General features: G+C 37.7%; 22 protein-coding genes. 1 reads left to right on the plus strand and 21 read right to left on the minus strand.

The window, feature by feature from the left end; translation table 11 throughout:
• Positions 1 to 41 precede the first annotated feature (41 nt).
• The 20 genes from BTR42_RS10210 to BTR42_RS10305 form a co-directional block, all read right to left on the minus strand.
• Positions 42 to 1136 carry a nucleotidyltransferase gene (locus tag BTR42_RS10210; protein ID WP_077497589.1) on the minus strand — a complete coding sequence of 365 codons (1095 nt, stop codon included), beginning with the start codon at positions 1134 to 1136 and terminating at the stop codon, positions 42 to 44.
• A gap of 20 nt (positions 1137 to 1156) precedes the next feature.
• Positions 1157 to 2386 (minus strand): ATP-binding protein, encoded by a 1230-nt coding sequence (locus tag BTR42_RS10215; RefSeq protein ID WP_231873053.1) that lies wholly within the window; start codon positions 2384 to 2386, stop codon positions 1157 to 1159.
• A complete protein-coding gene (locus BTR42_RS10220; RefSeq protein WP_012962440.1) occupies positions 2374 to 3111 on the minus strand; it encodes a class I SAM-dependent DNA methyltransferase in 738 nt (245 codons plus the stop codon). Before BTR42_RS10220 ends, BTR42_RS10215 begins: the two co-directional genes overlap by 13 nt.
• Before the next feature lie 85 nt (positions 3112 to 3196).
• On the minus strand, positions 3197 to 3550 hold the full coding sequence (rsfS, locus tag BTR42_RS10225) for a ribosome silencing factor (RefSeq protein WP_003066240.1): 354 nt from the start codon (positions 3548 to 3550) through the stop codon (positions 3197 to 3199).
• Positions 3551 to 4063 carry a cysteine hydrolase family protein gene (locus BTR42_RS10230; protein WP_077497594.1) on the minus strand — a complete coding sequence of 171 codons (513 nt, stop codon included), beginning with the start codon at positions 4061 to 4063 and terminating at the stop codon, positions 3551 to 3553.
• Complete coding sequence (gene yqeK, locus BTR42_RS10235) at positions 4060 to 4659, minus strand: bis(5'-nucleosyl)-tetraphosphatase (symmetrical) YqeK (protein WP_009854856.1); 600 nt, start codon at positions 4657 to 4659, stop codon at positions 4060 to 4062. Before yqeK ends, BTR42_RS10230 begins: the two co-directional genes overlap by 4 nt.
• Positions 4649 to 5287 (minus strand): nicotinate-nucleotide adenylyltransferase, encoded by a 639-nt coding sequence (locus tag BTR42_RS10240; RefSeq protein WP_009854857.1) that lies wholly within the window; start codon positions 5285 to 5287, stop codon positions 4649 to 4651. The genes yqeK and BTR42_RS10240 overlap by 11 nt, the downstream gene beginning before the upstream one ends.
• A 76-nt stretch (positions 5288 to 5363) precedes the next feature.
• Positions 5364 to 5678: a ribosome assembly RNA-binding protein YhbY gene (gene yhbY, locus BTR42_RS10245; protein WP_061460053.1), complete on the minus strand. Its 315-nt coding sequence runs from the start codon at positions 5676 to 5678 to the stop codon at positions 5364 to 5366.
• 141 nt (positions 5679 to 5819) lie between these two features.
• Positions 5820 to 6938, minus strand: a complete 1119-nt coding sequence (gene yqeH / locus BTR42_RS10250; RefSeq protein ID WP_009854859.1) for a ribosome biogenesis GTPase YqeH — start codon at positions 6936 to 6938, stop codon at positions 5820 to 5822.
• Entirely contained in the window at positions 6938 to 7465 is a 528-nt protein-coding gene (locus BTR42_RS10255; protein WP_331852235.1) for a YqeG family HAD IIIA-type phosphatase, read from the minus strand. The genes yqeH and BTR42_RS10255 overlap by 1 nt, the downstream gene beginning before the upstream one ends.
• A gap of 126 nt (positions 7466 to 7591) precedes the next feature.
• Positions 7592 to 8980 (minus strand): MFS transporter, encoded by a 1389-nt coding sequence (locus tag BTR42_RS10260; RefSeq protein ID WP_077497596.1) that lies wholly within the window; start codon positions 8978 to 8980, stop codon positions 7592 to 7594.
• Between the two features lie 8 nt (positions 8981 to 8988).
• Complete coding sequence (locus BTR42_RS10265) at positions 8989 to 9405, minus strand: MarR family winged helix-turn-helix transcriptional regulator (protein ID WP_009854862.1); 417 nt, start codon at positions 9403 to 9405, stop codon at positions 8989 to 8991.
• 145 nt (positions 9406 to 9550) lie between these two features.
• Positions 9551 to 10459 carry a DMT family transporter gene (locus tag BTR42_RS10270; protein ID WP_061460033.1) on the minus strand — a complete coding sequence of 303 codons (909 nt, stop codon included), beginning with the start codon at positions 10457 to 10459 and terminating at the stop codon, positions 9551 to 9553.
• Positions 10460 to 10619: 160 nt separating this feature from the next.
• Positions 10620 to 12062, minus strand: coding sequence for an Asp-tRNA(Asn)/Glu-tRNA(Gln) amidotransferase subunit GatB (gene gatB, locus BTR42_RS10275; protein ID WP_009854864.1), 1443 nt, complete (start codon positions 12060 to 12062; stop codon positions 10620 to 10622).
• Positions 12062 to 13528, minus strand: coding sequence for an Asp-tRNA(Asn)/Glu-tRNA(Gln) amidotransferase subunit GatA (gene gatA, locus BTR42_RS10280; RefSeq protein ID WP_077497598.1), 1467 nt, complete (start codon positions 13526 to 13528; stop codon positions 12062 to 12064). The genes gatB and gatA overlap by 1 nt, the downstream gene beginning before the upstream one ends.
• On the minus strand, positions 13528 to 13830 hold the full coding sequence (gatC, locus tag BTR42_RS10285; RefSeq protein ID WP_009854866.1) for an Asp-tRNA(Asn)/Glu-tRNA(Gln) amidotransferase subunit GatC: 303 nt from the start codon (positions 13828 to 13830) through the stop codon (positions 13528 to 13530). Before gatC ends, gatA begins: the two co-directional genes overlap by 1 nt.
• Positions 13831 to 13953: 123 nt before the next feature.
• Positions 13954 to 14502 (minus strand): cysteine hydrolase family protein, encoded by a 549-nt coding sequence (locus tag BTR42_RS10290; protein ID WP_061458394.1) that lies wholly within the window; start codon positions 14500 to 14502, stop codon positions 13954 to 13956.
• Complete coding sequence (gene codY / locus BTR42_RS10295) at positions 14502 to 15287, minus strand: GTP-sensing pleiotropic transcriptional regulator CodY (RefSeq protein WP_003066268.1); 786 nt, start codon at positions 15285 to 15287, stop codon at positions 14502 to 14504. The genes BTR42_RS10290 and codY overlap by 1 nt, the downstream gene beginning before the upstream one ends.
• A gap of 212 nt (positions 15288 to 15499) precedes the next feature.
• On the minus strand, positions 15500 to 16714 hold the full coding sequence (locus BTR42_RS10300; RefSeq protein ID WP_009854868.1) for a pyridoxal phosphate-dependent aminotransferase: 1215 nt from the start codon (positions 16712 to 16714) through the stop codon (positions 15500 to 15502).
• A 36-nt stretch (positions 16715 to 16750) separates the two neighbouring features.
• Positions 16751 to 18517 carry a glycerophosphoryl diester phosphodiesterase membrane domain-containing protein gene (locus BTR42_RS10305; protein ID WP_077497600.1) on the minus strand — a complete coding sequence of 589 codons (1767 nt, stop codon included), beginning with the start codon at positions 18515 to 18517 and terminating at the stop codon, positions 16751 to 16753.
• Between the two features lie 323 nt (positions 18518 to 18840).
• Between BTR42_RS10305 and BTR42_RS10310 the strand changes: the two genes are divergently transcribed.
• Positions 18841 to 19293 (plus strand): universal stress protein, encoded by a 453-nt coding sequence (locus BTR42_RS10310; RefSeq protein ID WP_009854870.1) that lies wholly within the window; start codon positions 18841 to 18843, stop codon positions 19291 to 19293.
• 76 nt (positions 19294 to 19369) lie between these two features.
• On the opposite strand, the gene BTR42_RS10315 is transcribed toward BTR42_RS10310, so the two are convergent.
• A complete protein-coding gene (locus BTR42_RS10315; protein WP_012962446.1) occupies positions 19370 to 20773 on the minus strand; it encodes an HAD-IIB family hydrolase in 1404 nt (467 codons plus the stop codon).
• Positions 20774 to 20839 lie beyond the last annotated feature (66 nt).

The raw sequence follows: 20839 nt of genomic DNA on the forward strand, positions 1-20839 counted from the left end.
TAGGGTCAAGAGAAAAAATGAAGTTTTTTACTCGTAACCGCTTACTTCTTTATTATCACTGGAACTTTTCCCCAGTTTTGCTCTTGAATGTGTGGATTTCCTAGCGCATAAACTTGGTCGGCTTGTTGCGTTACCACATCCCACGGTTTTGCACCGATTCGAGCCACGATATCCACAGATTTTTTCACCGTTTTGAGGTGTTCCTGCCCTTTTGGCGTAAATCCCAGCACATGAACAGCTTCTGGCAAGGGCTTTTCCACAGCTCCCACCAAAATATAAGCCAAAATACGGCGCACACGCGCCTTTGTGTAGCGTTTCGTGGCAACTTTATCCACTAACTCGTCCACAGTCGCTACACTCCTAATAGCAGAGCGAATACGGCTGGCTAGTTCTTCATTAACTTGGAAAATCCCCGTCAAATCAGCATTTGTCAGGATTTGATATTTGAGCAAAGGGAAATAATCATCCCAAGTCACCTGAGGGGCGTTGAGGAAAAGGTCCGCATTTGGCATGAATTTATCCACAAAAGCTTTGTCTTTTCTGTGGACACGCAAATTTGTCGCGGACGCAAACGGTGTTTCTGTCTTAAGCGAGTGATAACCTGCTCCTTGACGCATGATTGGAGTCAGCTGAATAGCTTTTCCAGCGCAAGCTTTGGCATAAGAAAGCCCTAAAATATGATTTGGCGTATTTCCAGTAAACTTCACACCAGCAAAAGTCTCCCACATTTTCTGCGTTTTCTGTGGATAAGACAAATTATCTGGCAAACTTTGCAAGTAATCCACCATTTTCTGTTGATTATCCCCATAAATCTGTGAAAAGTGTTGATAATCCAGATTTTCTTCAGTGCCAAATGCCAACTTATCCACACCTAAACGCTCTAAAATGTCCACCGCACCTTGTGCAAAGTAATCCGCTGACTGAACAGCCACCAAAAATGGCAATTCAACCACCAAATCAGCGCCATTTCGCAGCGCCATTTCCGCGCGTGTCCACTTATCCACAATCGCAGGCTCACCACGTTGGACAAAGTTTCCCGACATGGCAACAATCTTGACCCCCTCAGCCTGCGACAGCAAATACTTATGCCCATTATGAAAAGGATTAAATTCAGCAATAATACCAGTAACAGTCATGGAGTGCTCCTAAATTTATACTAATAATCTATTCTTCTATATTCACTTAACATTTTTTGAAGTATACATATGTCCTCACATTCCTGCTTAAATGCACCATAAGTATAGCCATTTCCTAATTTTGGAACTGTAGGAACAATACTTTGAATTTCACTAGAGTAATATTTTCTGCTTTCTTCCCAATTCCTTTTAATAAATCGCTTAAAATTTAATCTTTCTTCTTTTGAGTTAAATACCAAAATACTTTCAAAAAAATTATTTCTAGAGATTCTTGCATCATCAGTATATTCTTTACAATACAAGAATTCATTAAGCTTAAAAATTAATGAATCTTTTTCCATGTATTTAAACGTAATATCCCATCTTCTATTAGCATTGAAAGTTATACCATCAGTTTCTGGACATGGAGTAGCATATCTTCCACCATCTAAAGATAAACCTACAAAATCTGCTAGTAAAGTTTGATGATAATATAATTGTATTTTTAAATAACTAGGAGTAGAATCTGATTGAAAAAAGTGATAATATTCATAACCATGTCGACTTTCATCAAAATCATAAATTAATCTATATTCTGGGAAAAATTTATAATACATTTCCATAATATAATCTGAAGTATTTATCCAATTCTTTGTATCTTTTAAATAAATTTCAAATTTTTCAATTGGTGTTTGAAGAAGACCTAATCTTTTTTTCCATAAATATTCAACCTTATCTATGTCTGCAGACTTATCTTTTGGAGTATTACTATCTTGGATTCTTGTATAAATGTGATTTGCTTTTAAATTTTTGAAGTTTTCTTTCAGATAGAATGGTGTTTGTCCACTATTATGAATTATTATTACATCTAGAGTAGACGATTCTATAAAAACCTGTTTTACAGTTACAACTGGTCGAATATCTCCTGCAAATTTTTTATCCTTCAAAAAATCAACAATTTTTTGAGTGTTTCTCCGATTTTGATCTGCAACCACATCATATAAAGAAAAATTAGCATCATCCACGCCGATAATAATATAAGCATCATGGTTAGCTAAATTATTTGCCATACATATAATATCATGTAAAAGATCAGCACTTTTACTAGAATCATACCATTGACGTTTAAAATCCCAATATTCTCCTTCTTGATGAAGTTCAATCAAATAACTAATTTCATCTTCTAAATCACTATTTATATTACTATTTTGAGAACATTCCATTTTATACCACTTCTCTTTAAAAATCAGCCATCCCCCTACTTCTGGCACACAAAGAACCAGCGGTTTGATTTTTTGCGTGGCTTTTTGTCCTCAAAGTCGGCGTAGAGTTTAAATGATTTGAAGCCTGCTTGTTCCAAGAGGATATCGTAAGTTAGGACTTCATAAGTGCGTTCTTCATGAACTTCGTCATAGCGTGTGAAGCGTCCATCCTCGTCTTGCAGGAAGAAAGTCAATTCATGCACAACAGAATGTGGTGCCTCATCAGCATAGGTATCCCAAACCATGGCAAATTCTTCTGCATTTTCATGGTAAGAATAACCAGGAAAAACGGTGTCAGTTTGGTAAGTTGAGTGCACGTCAAAGATGAATACTCCGTCCTCATTCAAACAGTCGTAAACTTGTTTAAAGACATCACCAACCTCAACTTCATCAGCCATATAACAGATAGAATCTGAATAACAGGTCACCAAATCGTAATTTCCTGCTTGCGACAAATCGAGCATATTACCTTGTTTGAACTCGATAGCTTCGCTAGCTGCTTTTGCACGTTTTCTTGCGATTTCAAGCATATCCTCACTCAAATCAAGCCCTGTTACGTCAAAGCCAGCTTTGGCAAAACGTACTGACTGAATCCCAGTTCCACAGGCTAATTCCAAGAGTTTTTTCTTATTTTTTGGAAAATGGCGGAGCGAAAAGTCAGTCCATTTATCATAAAGGGAGTCATCCATGATAGCATCATAAACCGATGCAAATTTTTCGTAGTTTTTGTTCATTGTTTTGTCCTATCAAACTTCTATCATTCTTAGAATGAAATAATCTGAGACAAGTGCCCCAGATTATAAGAATAATGCTGCAAAATTAAGCAAGGTATTCTGATACGTCAACCATTGGTGCTTCGTGCCAAAGTTTTTCAATGTTGTAGTGTTCACGTTCGTCTTCTGAGAAGATATGGACAACAACATCATTAAGGTCAAGAAGTACCCAACCTGTACGACTATCACCTTCAGCATGACTGGCATCACCACCAGCTTCTTTAACTTTTTCACGAATATTTTCTGCAATAGCGTCCAGTTGACGTGTGTTCATAGCGCTAACCACTACAAAATAATCTGTCACACTAGTCAATCCATAAAGGTCTAAGACAACCATGTCTTCTGCACGTTTTTCATCAGCTGCCTTGACAACCAATTCTAGTAATTCTTTTTTATCCATTTAATCCTCTTTTAAAATTTCTTCTAAATCAGCCACTTGGGCAAAACGTCCATTCCAAGTGCTTTCATAATACTGTATTAATTGTTCTGCTGTAATTTCTCTTTCAGCAAAGGTAGTCGTGCCATTTTTAATAACTGCCAAATTATAGCCAAACTCAAACGCCACCTTAACAGTCGTATCAATGCAATAATTCGTTGCCATGCCAATGATAATCAGCCGCTCAATAGCTTGGCGATCCAGATAAGTCTGTAAATGAGTTTCTTTAAAAGCACTATTATAATGCTTATCAAAGATTTTCTCGTCAACTTCTGGAGCAATAGCTTCGTAAATTTCCCAGCCATGACTTCCTGTTAGTAGTTCGTCGTCATTGTGGCGAACGTAAATCACCTCAATGTTTTTCTCACGACAAGTGGCGATTGCTTTTTGCCAGACAGACAAGCAGTTATCAACAGCATACGGTTTAGCCTCTATCAAGGCTGTTTGAATATCAACCACTAACAGAGCTGTTTTCATTTGTCATCTTTCATAAACCCAACATACGCATTATAAGTCTCAATGGTTTGTGGGAAGATAGGAAAGGCTTGGTGCGCTAGATGTTCTACGGTATGAACAGTTTCGTAGGCAACCGCCTTATCTAACGATTCTTTAGCAATCACGCGCGCTTCTTCCACCAAGGGAAAACGGCGATTTGGCTCGATATAGTCTGCCACATAAACAATCTTATCTAGCAAAGACATATCACTTGAACCAACGGTATGAGTCTCAATACTACGCAAGATTTCCTTGTCCGTCACGCCCAAATCTTCTTGAATCTTATAAATACCGACCATGCCATGCCAAACATTATTGCCCCATTTTTTTAGTTCTGGGTCAAGCTGATACTTATCAATCAAATCTAAAAATTCTTGGTCTGAAATCTCTTTGGCATAATCGTGGATTAATCCAGCCAGTCCAGCTTTTTCCGTATCATAACCATAACGCTCTGCCAATTCAATGGCAGTTTTTTCCACGCCAAGGACATGGTTAAAACGTTTTTCACTCATAACTGATGCAACTTTGCCTAAAAGCTCAGCACGTTCAATCCCTGCGGTATAAGCCTCATAAGTCATGATAAAGTCCTTCTTTCTCAATGTAGTCAATAACTGCCTGTGGCATTAGGAAATTAGGACGGCAACCATTTTCAAAATGATGACGAATCATACTAGATGAAATATCCATCAGCGGCACATCAACCCAAATCACTGGATAAGACGTTCCAGCTTTGTATTTAGGACGTTGAACACCGACAAATTGCACCATTTTAATCAATTCATCAATTTTATACCATTTTGGCAAATAATCCACCATGTCTGCGCCAATGATGAAATAGTAATCAACATCAGGATTTTTTTCAATCAAAAGCTTCATTGTATCGTAAGTATAGCTAATGCCTTTACGTTCCAATTCAATGGTTTCAATCCCCAAACCATCAACACCTTCAATGGCTAATTCAAGCATTTTCAAGCGATGTTTTTCATCGATTGTATTTTTCTTATCAACGTGTGGTGGCTCGTATTCGGGCATAAGAAAAACCTTATCCAAACACAATTGTTGGCGAACTTGGTCTGCAACGACGAGATGTGCATTATGAACAGGATTGAAATTACCTCCTAGAATTCCAATCTGCTTACGATTTTTATCTTTTTCTTTCTTCTCCAATTCAACTTTGGTGAATGGAGTTAACAATTCTAATGCCATATTGACTACCTCCAAGCCAGGCGACTTCTTAAACGACTAACTCTTTAAACGACATTGTCAATTCGTAAACTTGACTTTATTGATTCAATTCTTTTACTTTTGGTGAGATTTTACGGTTTTGTTTTTTAGACGATTCTTTATAAAGAATAAGGATACGTCCGATTTTCAAAACAGTATCGCAACCAATTTCATCTTCTAAGATTTCAGCAACTTCGTGAATATCTTCATCGGTATTTTGAAGAAGCGTTACCTTAATCAATTCGCGCGCATCCAAAGCATTTCGGACACTTGTTTTAATTTGGTCATTAAGACCATTTTTCCCAACTTGCACAATTGGTTTCATTGAGTGTGCTTGTGATTTCAAAAAAGCACGTTGTTTTGATGTTAACATAATTATCATATCAGGCATGAAAATCCGCTGAAAACACACTCAACAAAAAATCTTAATTTGTTCAGTTGGCTTTTCAGTAAATTTTCCGCCTCTGTTCAAGTCACTCAAAAACTGACCTGAACTTCCTTTCTTTTTATTCTTTTAAATCAATGCCTTGCGAAGCAATACTGCCACACCTTCTGGCGCCCAAGCAGCAATTTTAACAGGGCTATCTTGCGAAGCTTTAATGCGAATCCAACCCAGCCCAGAATAAACCACATCCATTTTAGCTTTAATGGTAAATTCATGACGGACTAATTTTGGAAAATCAGCTAATTCCTTGTCTGTCGGTGGTGTCAAAAGACTGCCGACATGTTTGTCATAGAAAGCATCAGCACCAGCTAACTTGGTACGGTGCAATTTCAAATTATTGTCAAAATAAGCTGTAAAACCTTGCTTATCTCCTGAGATAAAATCAAAACGTCCCAAACCAGCCAAAAACAGCGTTTGTTCAGGGTTGAGCTGATAAGTTTTCGGTTTAATTTCTTTCTTAGGACTGATGTATTTCAAATTTTTATCCCCAAGATAATGTGCCATTTGGTGACGGTGAATAATCCCTGGTGTATCAAAAATATAACTACCGTCGTCCAATGGAATTTCGATTTTATCAAGGGTTGTTCCAGGGAAGCGAGATGTCGTAATAATATCTTTTTCCCCTGTTATTTCTTTGATAATAGCATTGATAAGGGTTGATTTACCAACGTTTGTAACACCCACGACGTAAACATCACGCCCACGACGTAATTTTTCAATCTTTTCAATCAAGTCCTTGATAGCTTGATGATTTTGGGCGCTCGTCAAAATGACATCAACTGGACGAAGTCCTTCTTCGTGCGCACGTTCTGTCAGCCATTGTGTCACTTTGCTATCCTTAACTGATTTTGGCAAAATATCCTTTTTATTTCCGACAAGTAGGACGTCATTGCCAGAAACAAAACGTGGCAAGCCAGGGATAACTGAACCATTGAAATCAAAGATATCCACAACATTAACCACAAGGGCGTCACTATCACCAACTTCGTGCAGAAGTTTCAAAAATTCATCATCAGTAATGTGCACATCGGTGATTTCATTGTAATGACGTAATCTAAAACATCTTTGGCAATACAATTCGCCACTCTCTAAACCTTTTTCAAGAGCAGCTTTTGGGGTATATCCTGCCTTTTCCTTATCTTCTGTTTGAATTTTGGCTCCACAGCCAATACATAATAATTCTTCCATTAAATTCCTTTTTGATATTGAATTTTTCCGTATTTTTCTTCAAGTTTAGCCCAAACACGGCGTTCGCGCCAACGATTAATCTTTGTATTCCAAGCATCAGAAGTCACTAATGGCTTGACCAAAACGGACTGAATATCAGCACGGTGTGCCGCACGAATGTCCGTCATCAACTGGTCACCAACCATGATAACCTCATCACGATCAAAACCATAACGTTTGATTGCCATATTGATACCGCGTGTGAAAGGTTTCATGGCACGGCTAACAAAGTCCACACCAAATCGCGAAACCGCACGATTCACACGAAAATGCTTGTTATTTGATACGACAACAACTGAAATATCCGCCATAGTCATCTCATCTAACCATGCACGCACTTCAGGCGTTCCATCAGGATTATTCCATGCGATTAAGGTATTATCTAAATCCACTAACACGGCATGAATCCCACGTCGTAATAAATCATCTGCTCTTAAATCATAAACTGCCTCAACCACGAAGGTCGGCCTATAATCGTCTATACTCAAATTCTTCTCCAAAAAATATATTTTACTATTCATTTTAACATATTTGCCAAAATATGGCGAATTGAAAACCATTCCCACATAAGGAAATTTAATGAAAAAAGAGTGGCAAGCCACTCTCTCTATAATTTATTTTTCTTTTCCGTCAACAACTCGTAGTAAGATGACAAGTTCGATAGCTGCTAGAATTAGCAAGACGATAAAGGCATTTCGTGAGCCTTGGGCTGTTGCTGCAGAGTAACTAAGGCTGCTGTTTGTTTGGCTTAGGGCTACAATCAATGAAGCGATTGTTGTTCCAACAGCGCCAGCAAATTGTTGTAGTGTATTAAAAATTGCGTTAGCATCTGCACGCTCCTTAAATGCTACTTGTTTTTGACCACTTGTCATGACATTGCCAAAAGCAATTCCAGTTCCACCCATTGATAAGATGTAGAAAATTGTCAACCAAGCATTTGATAAATGCAAGCCAAAAATACTATAAAGACAAAGAGCAAAGACAAGCATGCTTACCCCAAAGATAATTGGCTTTTTAGCTCCCAAACGGTCCAAGATGCTTCCACTAAATGGAGCAAAGCAAGCACCAATAAACGCTCCTGGAAAAACCAAAAGACCTGCTACCGTTGATGTTGAATGATTAACCAATTGAACATAGTTTGGAATCAAGAATGATAATCCCAAGTTAACAATTTGGAAAAGGAAAAATGCCACAACGTGTCCTGCAAATTTTCCATTTTTCAAAACGGATAACTCAACGATCGGCACAGCTAATTGAGCTGAACGTTTCACAAGTACGATAAGCCCTGCAATACCAACAAATAGGCTACCTAAAACAGGCAAGCTAAGAAAATCGTAATCAGCAAGGTTATTAATTCCTAAAATCAGACCAATAAAGGCACAAAGAATCACAATCACGCTAAGAATATCCAATTTTTCACGCACCACTTCATCTTTTTGTTCAATAGATGTCACACCTAATACCAAAGAAACTAATAACAACGGAATCAACAGAACAAAAATAAAACGCCAACCTAAGTTTGAAGCGACCAAACCACCAAATGTTGGTCCAACCGCTGGAGCGACCGCTGTAATCAACGTTCCCACTCCCATCATTGCACCGATTTTACTCATTGGCACTTGGTCCAAAATGATATTAAACATCAAAGGAAGGGCAATTCCGACACCAATCCCTTGGACCACACGACCAAATAAAAGAATGGCAAAACTTGGTGCAATAGCATCGATTAGAACACCCAAAATAAACAACAAGTTGGCTGCTAAAAAGACAGATTTTGTCTTAAATGAACGTTTTAAGTAAGCTGACAAAGGCACAACTGACGCAACAACCAAAAGATAAATCGTTGTCATCCATTGAACCGTTGAGGTATTAATTCCAAATTCTGTCATCAAGGTTGGAAATGTGATATTCATAGCTGTTTCGACAACCACACCACAAAATGATAACATTCCCGCACCAACAATGGCTCTAATGACTTTAGGTGAAATTTTTTCTTCTGACATGAGTCCTCCTATTTTTCTTTCATGTAATACTGTAAAATTTTCTCAAAAATGGCAATATCCTCTTCTGAAAAGTTTTTTTCCAACTCTTTTTCTTGGTTTCTGAAGTAAGAGCGACATTCTTCCACTAAACCTTGAGCTTTCTCCGTTAAATGAACAGATTTTTGTCTGGCATCCTGTTGTGATACTTGACGATAAATCAGTGCCTTTTTCTCCATTCGTTGCAAAAGTACCGTCGTCGTTGAACGCTGAATGTTAAATTCTTTTTCAATGTCTTGTTGGAAATATTCTTCCTTTACACCTTGACTTAAAAAATCAATGATAGACATCTGCATACCAGTCAAATCAAAAGGTTTTGCGAATTGGTCAAACTCTCGTCCCAATTGATTACTTGCCTTTTTGACCAAACGTCCGATATTTTTTTCCATAACGTTTCCTCATTTTTGTTAGTTAGCTAATTGTTAGAAAGCTAACAAAATATAGTTTAAGCTTCTTTTACAAGAATGTCAAGGGGCAAAACAAAAAAAGTTATAGCAAGCAAATCTGCTCAACTATAACCCTTTAATATTATGATTAATGCAATTGTTTACGCACAGCGATTAAGTCACGAAGAGAAACCGTTAAAACGGCTACGATAATGAAAATCATTCCCACAAAATCCATTGGGTAGAAAATTTCATGCATAATGGTTACCGAGAAAAAAACTGATGAGACTGGTTCTATCGCTGCAAGCAAGCTCCCTTTCACAGCCCCAATAATCGTAGTCCCTTTTAAGAAGAAAGTGTAAGCAAAGACAGTTCCGATAATGATAATCCCAAATAAAGCTAACCAATTCCCTGATGTTAACACTAGAGGATACTGCCATGAGCGTGTCACGATTGGAAAAACAACGCCCCCCATAAGCATGCCAAGTCCAATCACCGTAAAACTGCCAAATTCACGAATTAATTTAGCAGGCAAAACAATGTAAAAAGAATAAGTTACTGCTGAAAATAGCCCCCAGAAAAAGCCTTTCGGAGTCATTGCCAAACCATCAAAATGACCATGCGTTGCAATGATAAAGGTACCTAAAATCGCAAAGAGAATCGCAAAGAATTCTGACAATGTCGGGAGTTGCTTATTTTTCAACGACACATAAGCCAAAATAATAATCGGTGCCACATACTGTAAAACCGTTGCCGTACCAGCATTCGTGTAGTGAATTGCCATCAAATACGCATATTGATTCATCAAAAGCCCAATAATGGCAAACACAGCGATACCACCAAGAACTTTCGGCTGTTTTATCGCACGAAAAAAATGCTGTGGTTGCGAAATCATCGCCATTGCAGTCAACAAAAGCCCTGAGACAATCAATCTCACGCTTGTCAACAAGTTAATGTTCATCCCATGTGCCATAAGATATTGCCCTGAGATGCCAGAAATCCCCCAAGCAATACCTGCCATAAGCACCATAATTGTTCCCTTTAAATTCTTATTCATCTTAACTCCATTCAACACATCAAAAATAAATTCAGCTATCAGTATAACATATTTGAATCAAAGAAAACACACCACTTCTGACACTTTTTGTAAAATAATCTTTCTAAAAATTCTGTCATGCTGGTACAAAAAAATCACCCCGAAGGATGATTTTAATTTATTAGTCTTCTTTTAATTTTGCCAACTCTTGTGCCAACAATTTAAGGGCAACTTGTGGGTTTGCTTTACCTTTTGTGGCTTTCATCAAGAATCCAGTGAAGGCTTTATCGGCATTACGTTTACCAGACTTAAAGTCAGCAACAGCAGCTTCATTGTCCTCAAAGACTTGGTGGATAATCGGAATAAGCACAGCAGGGTCAGAAATTTGAACCAAACCAGCTTTTTCAACGTATTCACGCGCAGAACCACCATTTTTAGCCAAATGAACAAAGACTTTCTTAGCAATTTTTGATGAAATAGTGCCGTCAGCAATGATAGCAAGCATTTCAACAAGATTTTCAGGTGTTAACAAGATTTCTGGAAGTGTCTTATTTTCGCTGTTCAAGAATTGAGCAACTTCACCCTGCAACCAGTTAGAAACTTGTTTAGCATCACCACCAAGCGCAACTGCACTTTCAAAGAAATCAGATGTTGCTTTCGTTGCTGTCAATTGCGCAGCATCGTAAGCTGTCAAACCAAATTCATTGACGTATTTGGCACGACGGTCTTTTGGAAATTCTGGCAATGTTTTGCGAACTGATTCAATCCATTCGTCTGACACTTCGTAAAGTGGCAGGTCTGGTTCTGGGAAATAACGATAATCTGATGACCCTTCCTTAACACGCATCAAGATTGTTTCACCAGTTGATTCATCATAACGACGTGTTTCTTGTTGAATTTGACCACCTGAACGAAGAACTTGTGCTTGGCGTTTTTGCTCATAGATAAGCCCCTTACGCACGTTGTTAAATGAGTTCAAGTTTTTCAATTCAGCTTTCACACCAAATTCTTCTTGACCATATGGACGAAGAGAGATGTTGGCATCCACACGCATAGAACCTTCTTCCATTTTAACGTCAGAAATACCAGTGTATTGAATAACTTCTTTAAGGGCTGTTAAGTAAGCATAAGCTTCTTCTGGTGAACGCATATCAGCTTCTGATACGATTTCAATCAATGGCACACCTTGACGGTTAAGGTCAACATAAGAATAACCATCAGTACCGTGAGTATTTTTACCAGCATCTTCTTCCAAGTGAGCACGTTCGATACGAATTTTCTTAGTTGACCCATCTTCAAGCTCAATTTCAATCCAACCATTGTAGCCAATTGGCTCATCAAATTGTGAAATTTGGTAAGCTTTTGGATTATCAGGATAGAAATAGTTTTTACGGTCAAAGTGCATATTTTGGTGAATATCCATGTTAAGTGCCAAGGCTGCTTTAATACCAGCGTCAATAACACCTTTATTCATCACAGGAAGAACACCTGGAAATGACCAGTCGATAACATTTGTATTGGCATTTTGTTCATTACCAAAATGTGCTGATGTCGGTGAAAAAATCTTTGAATTTGTATTTAACTCAACGTGGACTTCAAGCCCGATGACTGTTTCAAAGTTCATTATTTGTCACCTCCAAAAATAATCGGTTGTTGTTTATGATAATCAGTTGTTGCTTCAAAGGCTGCTGCAGCTTGGTAGATAGTTTCTTCGCTGTATTTTGGACCAATCAATTGCATACCAACTGGAAGCCCTTGAGCAAATCCAGCAGGAATTGAAATCCCTGGAAGCCCAGCCAAGTTGACAGGAATTGTCAAAATATCTGCCAAATACATAGCAACAGGGTCATGATTAAGCGAATCCAAATCATAAGCGACACTTGGAGCAGTTGGACCTAAAATCAAATCATAATCCGCAAAGATTTTTTCAAAATCACGAATAATCAATGTACGAACTTGACCAGCTTTTTTGAAGTAAGCATCGTAATAACCTGATGACAAGCTAAATGTACCAAGCATGATACGACGTTTCACTTCATCACCGAAACCTTCGCTACGTGTATTAACGTAAATATCTTCAAGATTGTTGTAGTTTTCAGTGCGGTAACCGTAACGAATACCGTCAAAACGTTGCAAGTTTGAAGAAGCTTCTGATGAGGCAATGATATAGTAAACCGCTACGCCATATTTACTGTGTGGAAGGCTAACTTCTTCAACCGTTGCACCAAGTTTTTCAAAGTGTTTAGCCGCTTTAAGAATTGTTTCTTTCACTTCTGGGTCGATACCTTCACCAAGATATTCTTTTGGCAAAGCAATTTTCATGCCTTTAATATCTTGACCAATTTTAGCTGTGAAATCAGCCACTTCGCGGTCAGAAGATGTCGCATCTTTAGCATCATGACCAGCAATCACATTCAACAATTGCGCATTTTCTTTAACTGTTTGAGAAAATGGACCGATTTGGTCAAGTGAGCTACCAAATGCAATCAAACCAAAACGTGATACACGTCCGTAAGTTGGTTTCAAACCAACAACACCATTAAAGGCTGCCGGTTGGCGGATTGAACCACCAGTATCAGAACCTAATGCCAAACGAACTTGACCTGAAGCAACAGCTGCCGCAGAACCACCAGATGATCCACCAGGAACTTTGCTATGATCCCAAGCATTTTTTGTTTTCTTAAAGTATGATGTTTCAGTTGAACCACCCATGGCAAATTCGTCCATGTTTGTTTTACCAACAACAATCATATCCTTACCGTAAAGTTTTTCAACCGCAGTTGCATCAAAAATGGGTTCATAGTTGTAAAGCATTTTAGACGCTGCCGTTGTTAAAATACCACGTGTTGAAATATTATCTTTGACAGCCAAAGGAATCCCTGACATCACATTATCAGCATCAATTCCTTTTTCATCAACGGCTGCCGCTTGTGCAAGAGCTGCTTCTTCAGAAACAGTGATGAAAGAATCAACAACTGCTTCACGTTCTTTAATATCTTCAAGTGTTGCTTTGGTTAATTCAACCGCTGAGATTTCTTTATTGACAAGAAGATTATGCAACTCATCAATTGATTTTGTATTAAATGACATTAGGCATCTCCTCCGTCCTCTAAGATAGCAGGAACTTTAATATAGTAATTTTCAGATTGAGGCACATTTTTAAAGAGCTCATCACGGTCATCACCAGCTACTGCCACATCTTCACGCATAACAGTCTTACGATCTGCCATTGTTGTCGTTACAGGGACGCCCTCTGTATCAACTTCATTCAAGAGTTCTACCATATCTACAATTTTAGACAAAGTTGTCGCAAATTCTGCTGTTTCTTCTTCAGAAAAGGACAATTTTGACAAATCAGCCACATGACGAACTTCTTCTTCAGAAATTTTCATCTCTATCTCTCCTTGATTAAATTAAATCGTAACCTAAATTACAATACAGTCCTTAAAATTATACCATATTTTAAGCCTCTTTAACATGAAAAAAAGAAGTGGTCTACCACTTCTTCCAAACTTTTAAACAATCTTTGCACCTAAGACATTTTTAAAATGATTTAGTGCAAACTGATGATTTTCCTCTGTTAAGCTCGCAACTGCTTCCGCAGGAATCTCAATGTCATATCCTAAATTGTAAGCATCGATAGCTGTATGAAGGACACAAATATCCGTCAAAACGCCTGTCAATACAACAGTTGTCACACGACGTTCACGCAATCGAATATCCAAATCCGTCCCTGAAAAGGCTGAATAATGACGTTTATCCAACCAAAATACTTTGCTATCTTCCTTGATTTCTGCATATAAATCAGCTAACTGACCATATAAATCACGACCACTTGTTCCCTTGATATTATGAGGTGGGAACAATTTTGTCTCTGGATGAAAATCATCCCCCTCATCGTGACCGTCAATAGCAAAGAAGATATAATTCCCCGCTTCATAGGCTTCTTTGGTGACACGCGTAATAGCTTCTTCAATAGCTTGTGCTGGCTTTCCAGCCGTTAACTTGCCATCATCTGCTACAAAATCATAGGTATAGTCAATTGAAATAAGAGCTTTTTTCATTAATTATATTCCTTTAATTTATCGAAAATACCTTCATTGATGACTTTAAGGTAAGTTCCTTTCATACCCAATGAACGACTTTCGATAATCCCCGCAGATTCCAATTTACGTAGGGCATTAACAATAACTGAACGTGTGATACCAATGCGGTCAGCAATAACTGATGCAGTTAAGCGACCTTCTGTACCGTCTAATTCACCCAAAATAGCTGATACAGCTTTCATTTCTGAGTAAGATAGCGTGTTAATAGCCATATTAACAGCTGTTTGTTTACGAATGGTTTCTTCAAGATTTTCAGTTTGAAGATTAAGTAATTGGATACCAACTACTGTTGAGGCAATTTCAACAAGAATCAAATCATCTTCTAAAAACTCTTTATCATTACGCCAAATGATAAGAGAACCTAGACGCATACCACCACCATAAATTGGTGCAATAGTTGTCAAGCCATCAGGATAGATGTCTTTTGATTCTACTGGGAAAATAGTCAATTCATTATCCACAGACAAGTTTGCCTCTGTGTCGTAAACACGACTAGCCGCTTTAACATAGCTTTCTGGGAATTGTTTGGCATCAAAGAATTCCTCTACGCGGTCAGTATTTGTTTTATACTTCATTGCATAACCAAGAAGGTTACCTCCTCCGTTGATGATGCAAGCGTTACAATCAATGATATCAGCTAATTGAGCAGCCATTGTATTATATGGCAATTCAGTGTCTAAGCTGTCAACAGAGCGTTGCAAAATTGATGTAATCTTTCGTGTTTTTTCTAATAAATTCGGCATTTTCTACTTCCTTTGCGTTATTTGCGTTACAATTATATCAAAGGAATCCTTATTTTGCAAACAATTATCTGAAAATTCCTTTATCTTCTGACATTTTTGTAAACGCATTCTTTTTAAGCGAATTTTAATCAAAAAAAGCATCAAAATGTTCGGATTTTAAAGTTGATTTTTCAATCAAACTGTAAATTTCCAACATTTTAATAGCTTTCTCTTTAGCGTCGGTATTGATTTAATACTCGTGTTAATTTTTCTTGAACTTCTGCCAATTCTTCCACGCGTGGTAGATAAACGATACGGAAGTGGTCTGGCTCATTCCAGTTGAATCCTTTACCCGGAACCAACATGACTTTTTCTTGTTTCAATAATTCCAAACAGAATTGTTCGTCATCATCAATCTGATACATTTCACGGTCGATTTTAGGGAAAATGTAAAGTCCTGCGTCTGGTTTCACAGCTGAAAGCCCTGGAACTTCATTAACAGCTTTGTAGATGAAGTTACGTTGTTCATAGATTCGACCACCAGGAATCAACAATTCATCAACTGATTGGTAGCCACCAAGTGATGTTTGAACAACATGTTGACCTAAAACATTGGCGCAAAGACGCATATTTGCCAACATATTAAGTCCTTCAATGTAGCCTTTAACATTATTTTTAGGACCTGATAAGACCATCCAACCAACACGGAAACCGCAGATTCGGTGAGATTTTGATAAACCATTCATTGACACACAGAAAACATCTGGTGCTAAGCTAGCAATTGCTGTGTGTTTTTTGCCGTCCATTACCAAGCGATCATAGATTTCATCAGCAAAGATAATCAAATCATTTTGACGAGCAATTTCAACAATTTCTTTAAGAAGCTCATCAGGGTATAAAGCGCCTGTTGGGTTATTAGGGTTAATCACAACAATCGCTTTTGTGTTAGAAGTGATTTTTGATTTGATATCATCAATATCAGGATACCAGTTAGCTTTTTCATCACAAAGATAATGAACAGCATTACCGCCCGCCAAGCTAACACAAGCTGTCCACAATGGATAATCAGGCATTGGCACCAAGACTTCATCGCCATCATCAAGAAGCGCCTGAAGAGACATTGAAATCAATTCAGACACACCATTTCCTAGATAAATATCATCAATATCCACATGTGGGAATCCCTTTAGCTGACAATATTGCATAATTGCCTTACGCGCAGAAAAAATCCCTTTACTATCTGAATAGGCTTCACTATTACGAGCATTGGCAATCAAATCTCGGATAACTTCATCTGGTGCTGTAAAGCCAAATTCGGCTGGGTTACCAGTATTAAGGCGCAAGATTTTTTCACCATTAGCAATCATACGAGTGGCTTCGTCAAGAATTGGTCCACGGATGTCGTAAGAAACGTGTTCTAGCTTTGAAGATTTATCAAATATTTTCATAGATTTTACCTCGTTTTAGATATTATAAACTTTCCCTTACAAATTTTCAATCCAAGAAAGGTTAGTTAGACGCAAAAAATAGTCAAGATAGCTATTATCGTTTGCTAAATATACTTCAATATCACTCACCAAGTCTGGATAATCGGTAATAATCCCATCTGTACTGGTTTCGATGTATTTTTCAATATCATCAGTTGAATTAATCGTCCAGACGTAAATCTTCTTGCCATTTTTATGCGCTGTACGTGCTAAGAGCTCATTATATGAGAAGTCCTCAATCGCATAAAAATCCACTTTCTGGCTGGTGAAATTTCCAATTTGCAAAGAAATGGTATAACCTGTTTTGATTGTTGGGTCAAGTTTTTCAACCGTTTCAATTGTCTTTAGGTCCGCAGACATGGTCATATAAGATTTTTCAACACCCAGCTCTTTCATTTTATCAACAAACAATTGTTCATAATTTGCAGGTTCATTGCCTGTTGGTTTTAACTCGACTAACAATTTAATACCGAGTTGCTTTGCCTTAGCGACGTAATCCTCGAAAGAAACAATTTGCGATTGGTATCCATTTTGACTTGTTTTCAAACCAATAACGTCTTTGGCATTAGATTGTGAAATCGTGATATCCTTGCCCGTTAAGCGTTTGAGATTATCATCATGGCTAACGATAAATTGCTGGTCTTTTGATAAAATAATATCCATTTCAGCATAGTCAGCGCCAGCATTCGCCGCACCTTCCAAAGCTTCCAGAGAATTTTCAACCCCTTGCGAAACCATTCCCCTATGTGCAATCACTTCTAAGTGCTCCACAGGTTCGCCAGACACTTTCAAAACATTGTATATATAATTAATACCACCAATGACCAAAATAAGTCCAGTCAAAGCTAACAAACGATGTCGTCTTTTTCCTTGATTAGCAGATGCTAAAGTGCTACTGCTATTTTCTGTCACTTGTAATAAGTAGGAAATCGATGCTAATTTGAACAGCAGTCGCCCTGCAAACAATACTCCCCAAACAAAGGATAAGAATAAAGTTTCAACCCAAAACGATTTATCTGCGCCATCAACCAAAGCCGCTAAACTGATGCCAAGAAAACTAAACACAGCAACAACAGCTATAACACTAATCAGAACAATAGCAAGCCCAAATAATTTAAAAATTTTCTTACCACGTGTTAGTTGCCAAGATGTTGCCATATTACGCCCAAAACGTTCACCTTTTCCAGTCACCGTCAAGGGCAAGGTGTATAAAAATCGAAGATTTAGGTAGCCTAAAACAAGGTAAAGCCCATAATAGAGTAGTTTTCCATTCGTCGTTTTCAAAAGCTCACCTGAGATAAATTTCGGAATATAGAGATTTTCTAACAAAGCTGATGAAAACATCACATTCAAAAACGGAATCGTTAAAACAAGATAAGCCAAAAAGGCCAAGAAATGCCAACCTGAAATGGCTTTAAAAAAGTAAATTGCATCTTCTTTTAACCGCGTCCAAGTCAACCGTAGTTTTGCTTCCTTATGCCGAATAATTTCAACGAGAAGCGAAAATTCTAGGTAAACTAAAAAAGCTAGCAAAAAAAGATAAATCACCAAAACACTTAATGTTAACGGATTGGTTAAAAAAGAAAAGATATTATCAGTTGTCATTCCTGGAATATCAGAACCAACCAAAACAACCCTAATTAACAGTGACAAGACATAAGCCCCAACTGTCGTGATTAGGAGTTGTAAAATCGTTGCTCGTAAAATGTATGTGTATTTATGACGATACAAATCTTTTAAAACAGCTACCATATCTTTTCTCATTACTTTTTCCCTCGCTTTTTCTATTATAGCAAAAAATATTCAGAAAAATACTTCAAACGCTTTCATTTTTTATATAAAAAGAGTATAATAAGTTTAGGGATGTTTTAACAATAATTGTAAGCGTTTAACGCTACTTATTCATCCCGCAATTAGCTTATTAAACTTATTGATATGGGCTGAAAGTTTGGAATGCGGGATGCTTTTACCTGATGTAATAGCACACGGATAACTAACCTTAGGTCACTAAAACCAAGATTTCTTATTAATCCTACATTTTCGGTCACTTTTACGCTCTTGCTAGCATAATTAAGGAGGAGGCAGTTATGTCACATCATTATGAACGAATCCTAATTGCGATTGATGGTTCTTATGAATCAGAGTTGGCTTTTGAAAAAGGGGTAAATATTGCACTACGCAATAATGCTGAGTTGCTACTAACACACGTTATTGATACACGCGCACTTCAAAGTGTTGCTACTTTCGACACTTACATTTATGAAAAGCTCGAACAGGAAGCAAAAGATGTATTGAACGATTATGAGCAACAAGCACGCGAAAAAGGATTAACGAAAGTCAAACAAGTTATCGAATTTGGTAATCCTAAAACTCTCCTAGCACGAGATATTCCTGACAAAGAAAAAGTTGACTTGATTATGGTTGGGGCAACTGGTCTCAACACATTTGAACGACTTCTTATCGGTTCTTCATCAGAATACATCATGCGTCATGCAAAAGTCGATTTGCTAGTTGTTCGTGATAGCGAAAAGACTTTCTAAGTCTTGCGCCATATCGATACTCTTTAATAATAATTTTTAATCAATCTTCTATAATTACAAAAAAAACCAAGTTAGTTTAATGACTAGCTTGGTTTCTTTTTTTACGATTTAATGATTTTTGAATTTGACGGTCAAGTTCACGTTTGATAGCAGGTTCAGGCGCAAACCGTTCTTCCCAGTCATCCGGTTTCAAAATTTTATGTGTTACAGGATCAAAATGCGCTTTTCCGTCAGGAAAGATTTTTCCCATATTGGCTTCATGAACCGTATCAAAAAATGGTTTTGGGTCAACTCCCATCAAAACAAATGAACCATAGGTCAAATATAACAAGTCCGTCAAAGCATCTACCTGACCAACCAGCGGTGTTTCTGGATGTTCTTTACTTCGTACTTTATTTACTGCTTTATCAATGGCAGCATGCAAATCTGATATCGATTTTTCAAACGCTTCTGGATTCCCCTTACTTGCCGCATGTAAAAATTCGACAATTTCTTCCACTTTAAAATCAGAACGATGTGTTGCCTCTTCACTGCCGTACAATCGTGGTGTTTCGCAAGTCTCACCGTCCATAAGATGATGAAAATCCTTAACTTTATTGAAATTCTCGTCTTGACTTTCAAAACTTTCTTCAACTTCAAAATGAATTAAGCCGTAATGAGCCAAAGCCTTTGAAATGCCATCATTGTTATTGCTGTCAGTTGTATAGTGAGCGAGTTCTTTGACCGAGCTTTTGGCATTTCCCATAGCCACACCAATACCGACACCTGATAACATCTCAATATCATTATCAGAATCACCAAATGCCATGACTTCAGCTAATTCAAAGCCAAACATCTCACCCACACGCTCAATCCCTTTTATCTTTGATTGTTCTTTTGAGATTAAGTCCGCAGAATAAGGGCTACTACGTGTGATTTTGATATAAGGAAAAGCTTCCTGAATCTTATCAGTCTCACCTTCAGTTGCAACAAGAACGATTTGGTAAATTGGCTGACGCATAATGGTTAACAGATTGTTCAAATTTTGCGGTTTGAAACGACGAATCAAATGCTTAAAACTGCGCTCCACTGCTTTTGCCCAACGTTTTGGGACAATCGTGCTAACCACTTGTCCAAAACGACTAGTTCCCATATCAATAATACGTGAACCAACTAAACCAGATGCTGTTCCCAGAGAAATTTCACGGCGCCTATCACTCGCATAACGAATAATACGATAAATGGTTGAAACAGGCAATTGATTATGATAAAGCACTTGGTCACGTGTAAAAATATATTGCCCGTTATAGGTTACCGCAAAATCCAAGCCAAGATTTTCAAGATACGGTTGTACAAAACTCGGTCCGCGCCCTGTCGCCAGACCAACAAAAATTCCTTGTTTTTTCAAACTTTTAATGGCTTTTTGTGTTGATTGTTGCACATTTTTTCGGTCATTTAAAAGAGTTCCATCAATATCAAAAAAGACTGCTTTTATCGCCAAATCGGTTCCTTGCCCTCCATCTTTATGTTAAAATAGATTATAACACATTTTTAAAGGAAGTTTTAT

This window comes from Streptococcus gallolyticus subsp. gallolyticus DSM 16831 (genome assembly GCF_002000985.1).
In the GTDB taxonomy this organism is placed as follows: domain Bacteria; phylum Bacillota; class Bacilli; order Lactobacillales; family Streptococcaceae; genus Streptococcus; species Streptococcus gallolyticus.

Excerpts from the sequence above, each read along its gene's own strand:
- BTR42_RS10260 (WP_077497596.1), bottom strand. The coding sequence starts at position 8,980 with ATGTCAGAAGAAAAAATTTCACCTAAAGTCATTAGAGCCATTGTTGGT.
- BTR42_RS10210 (WP_077497589.1), bottom strand. The coding sequence starts at position 1,136 with ATGACTGTTACTGGTATTATTGCTGAATTTAATCCTTTTCATAATGGG.
- BTR42_RS10310 (WP_009854870.1), top strand. The coding sequence starts at position 18,841 with ATGTCACATCATTATGAACGAATCCTAATTGCGATTGATGGTTCTTAT.
- BTR42_RS10240 (WP_009854857.1), bottom strand. The coding sequence starts at position 5,287 with ATGGCATTAGAATTGTTAACTCCATTCACCAAAGTTGAATTGGAGAAG.
- BTR42_RS10270 (WP_061460033.1), bottom strand. The coding sequence starts at position 10,459 with ATGAATAAGAATTTAAAGGGAACAATTATGGTGCTTATGGCAGGTATT.
- rsfS (WP_003066240.1), bottom strand. The coding sequence starts at position 3,550 with ATGGATAAAAAAGAATTACTAGAATTGGTTGTCAAGGCAGCTGATGAA.
- gatB (WP_009854864.1), bottom strand. The coding sequence starts at position 12,062 with ATGAACTTTGAAACAGTCATCGGGCTTGAAGTCCACGTTGAGTTAAAT.
- BTR42_RS10265 (WP_009854862.1), bottom strand. The coding sequence starts at position 9,405 with ATGGAAAAAAATATCGGACGTTTGGTCAAAAAGGCAAGTAATCAATTG.
- BTR42_RS10305 (WP_077497600.1), bottom strand. The coding sequence starts at position 18,517 with ATGAGAAAAGATATGGTAGCTGTTTTAAAAGATTTGTATCGTCATAAA.
- codY (WP_003066268.1), bottom strand. The coding sequence starts at position 15,287 with ATGCCGAATTTATTAGAAAAAACACGAAAGATTACATCAATTTTGCAA.
- BTR42_RS10220 (WP_012962440.1), bottom strand. The coding sequence starts at position 3,111 with ATGAACAAAAACTACGAAAAATTTGCATCGGTTTATGATGCTATCATG.
- gatA (WP_077497598.1), bottom strand. The coding sequence starts at position 13,528 with ATGTCATTTAATACAAAATCAATTGATGAGTTGCATAATCTTCTTGTC.
- BTR42_RS10230 (WP_077497594.1), bottom strand. The coding sequence starts at position 4,063 with ATGAAAACAGCTCTGTTAGTGGTTGATATTCAAACAGCCTTGATAGAG.
- yhbY (WP_061460053.1), bottom strand. The coding sequence starts at position 5,678 with ATGTTAACATCAAAACAACGTGCTTTTTTGAAATCACAAGCACACTCA.
- BTR42_RS10290 (WP_061458394.1), bottom strand. The coding sequence starts at position 14,502 with ATGAAAAAAGCTCTTATTTCAATTGACTATACCTATGATTTTGTAGCA.
- gatC (WP_009854866.1), bottom strand. The coding sequence starts at position 13,830 with ATGAAAATTTCTGAAGAAGAAGTTCGTCATGTGGCTGATTTGTCAAAA.
- yqeH (WP_009854859.1), bottom strand. The coding sequence starts at position 6,938 with ATGGAAGAATTATTATGTATTGGCTGTGGAGCCAAAATTCAAACAGAA.
- BTR42_RS10300 (WP_009854868.1), bottom strand. The coding sequence starts at position 16,714 with ATGAAAATATTTGATAAATCTTCAAAGCTAGAACACGTTTCTTACGAC.
- yqeK (WP_009854856.1), bottom strand. The coding sequence starts at position 4,659 with ATGACTTATGAGGCTTATACCGCAGGGATTGAACGTGCTGAGCTTTTA.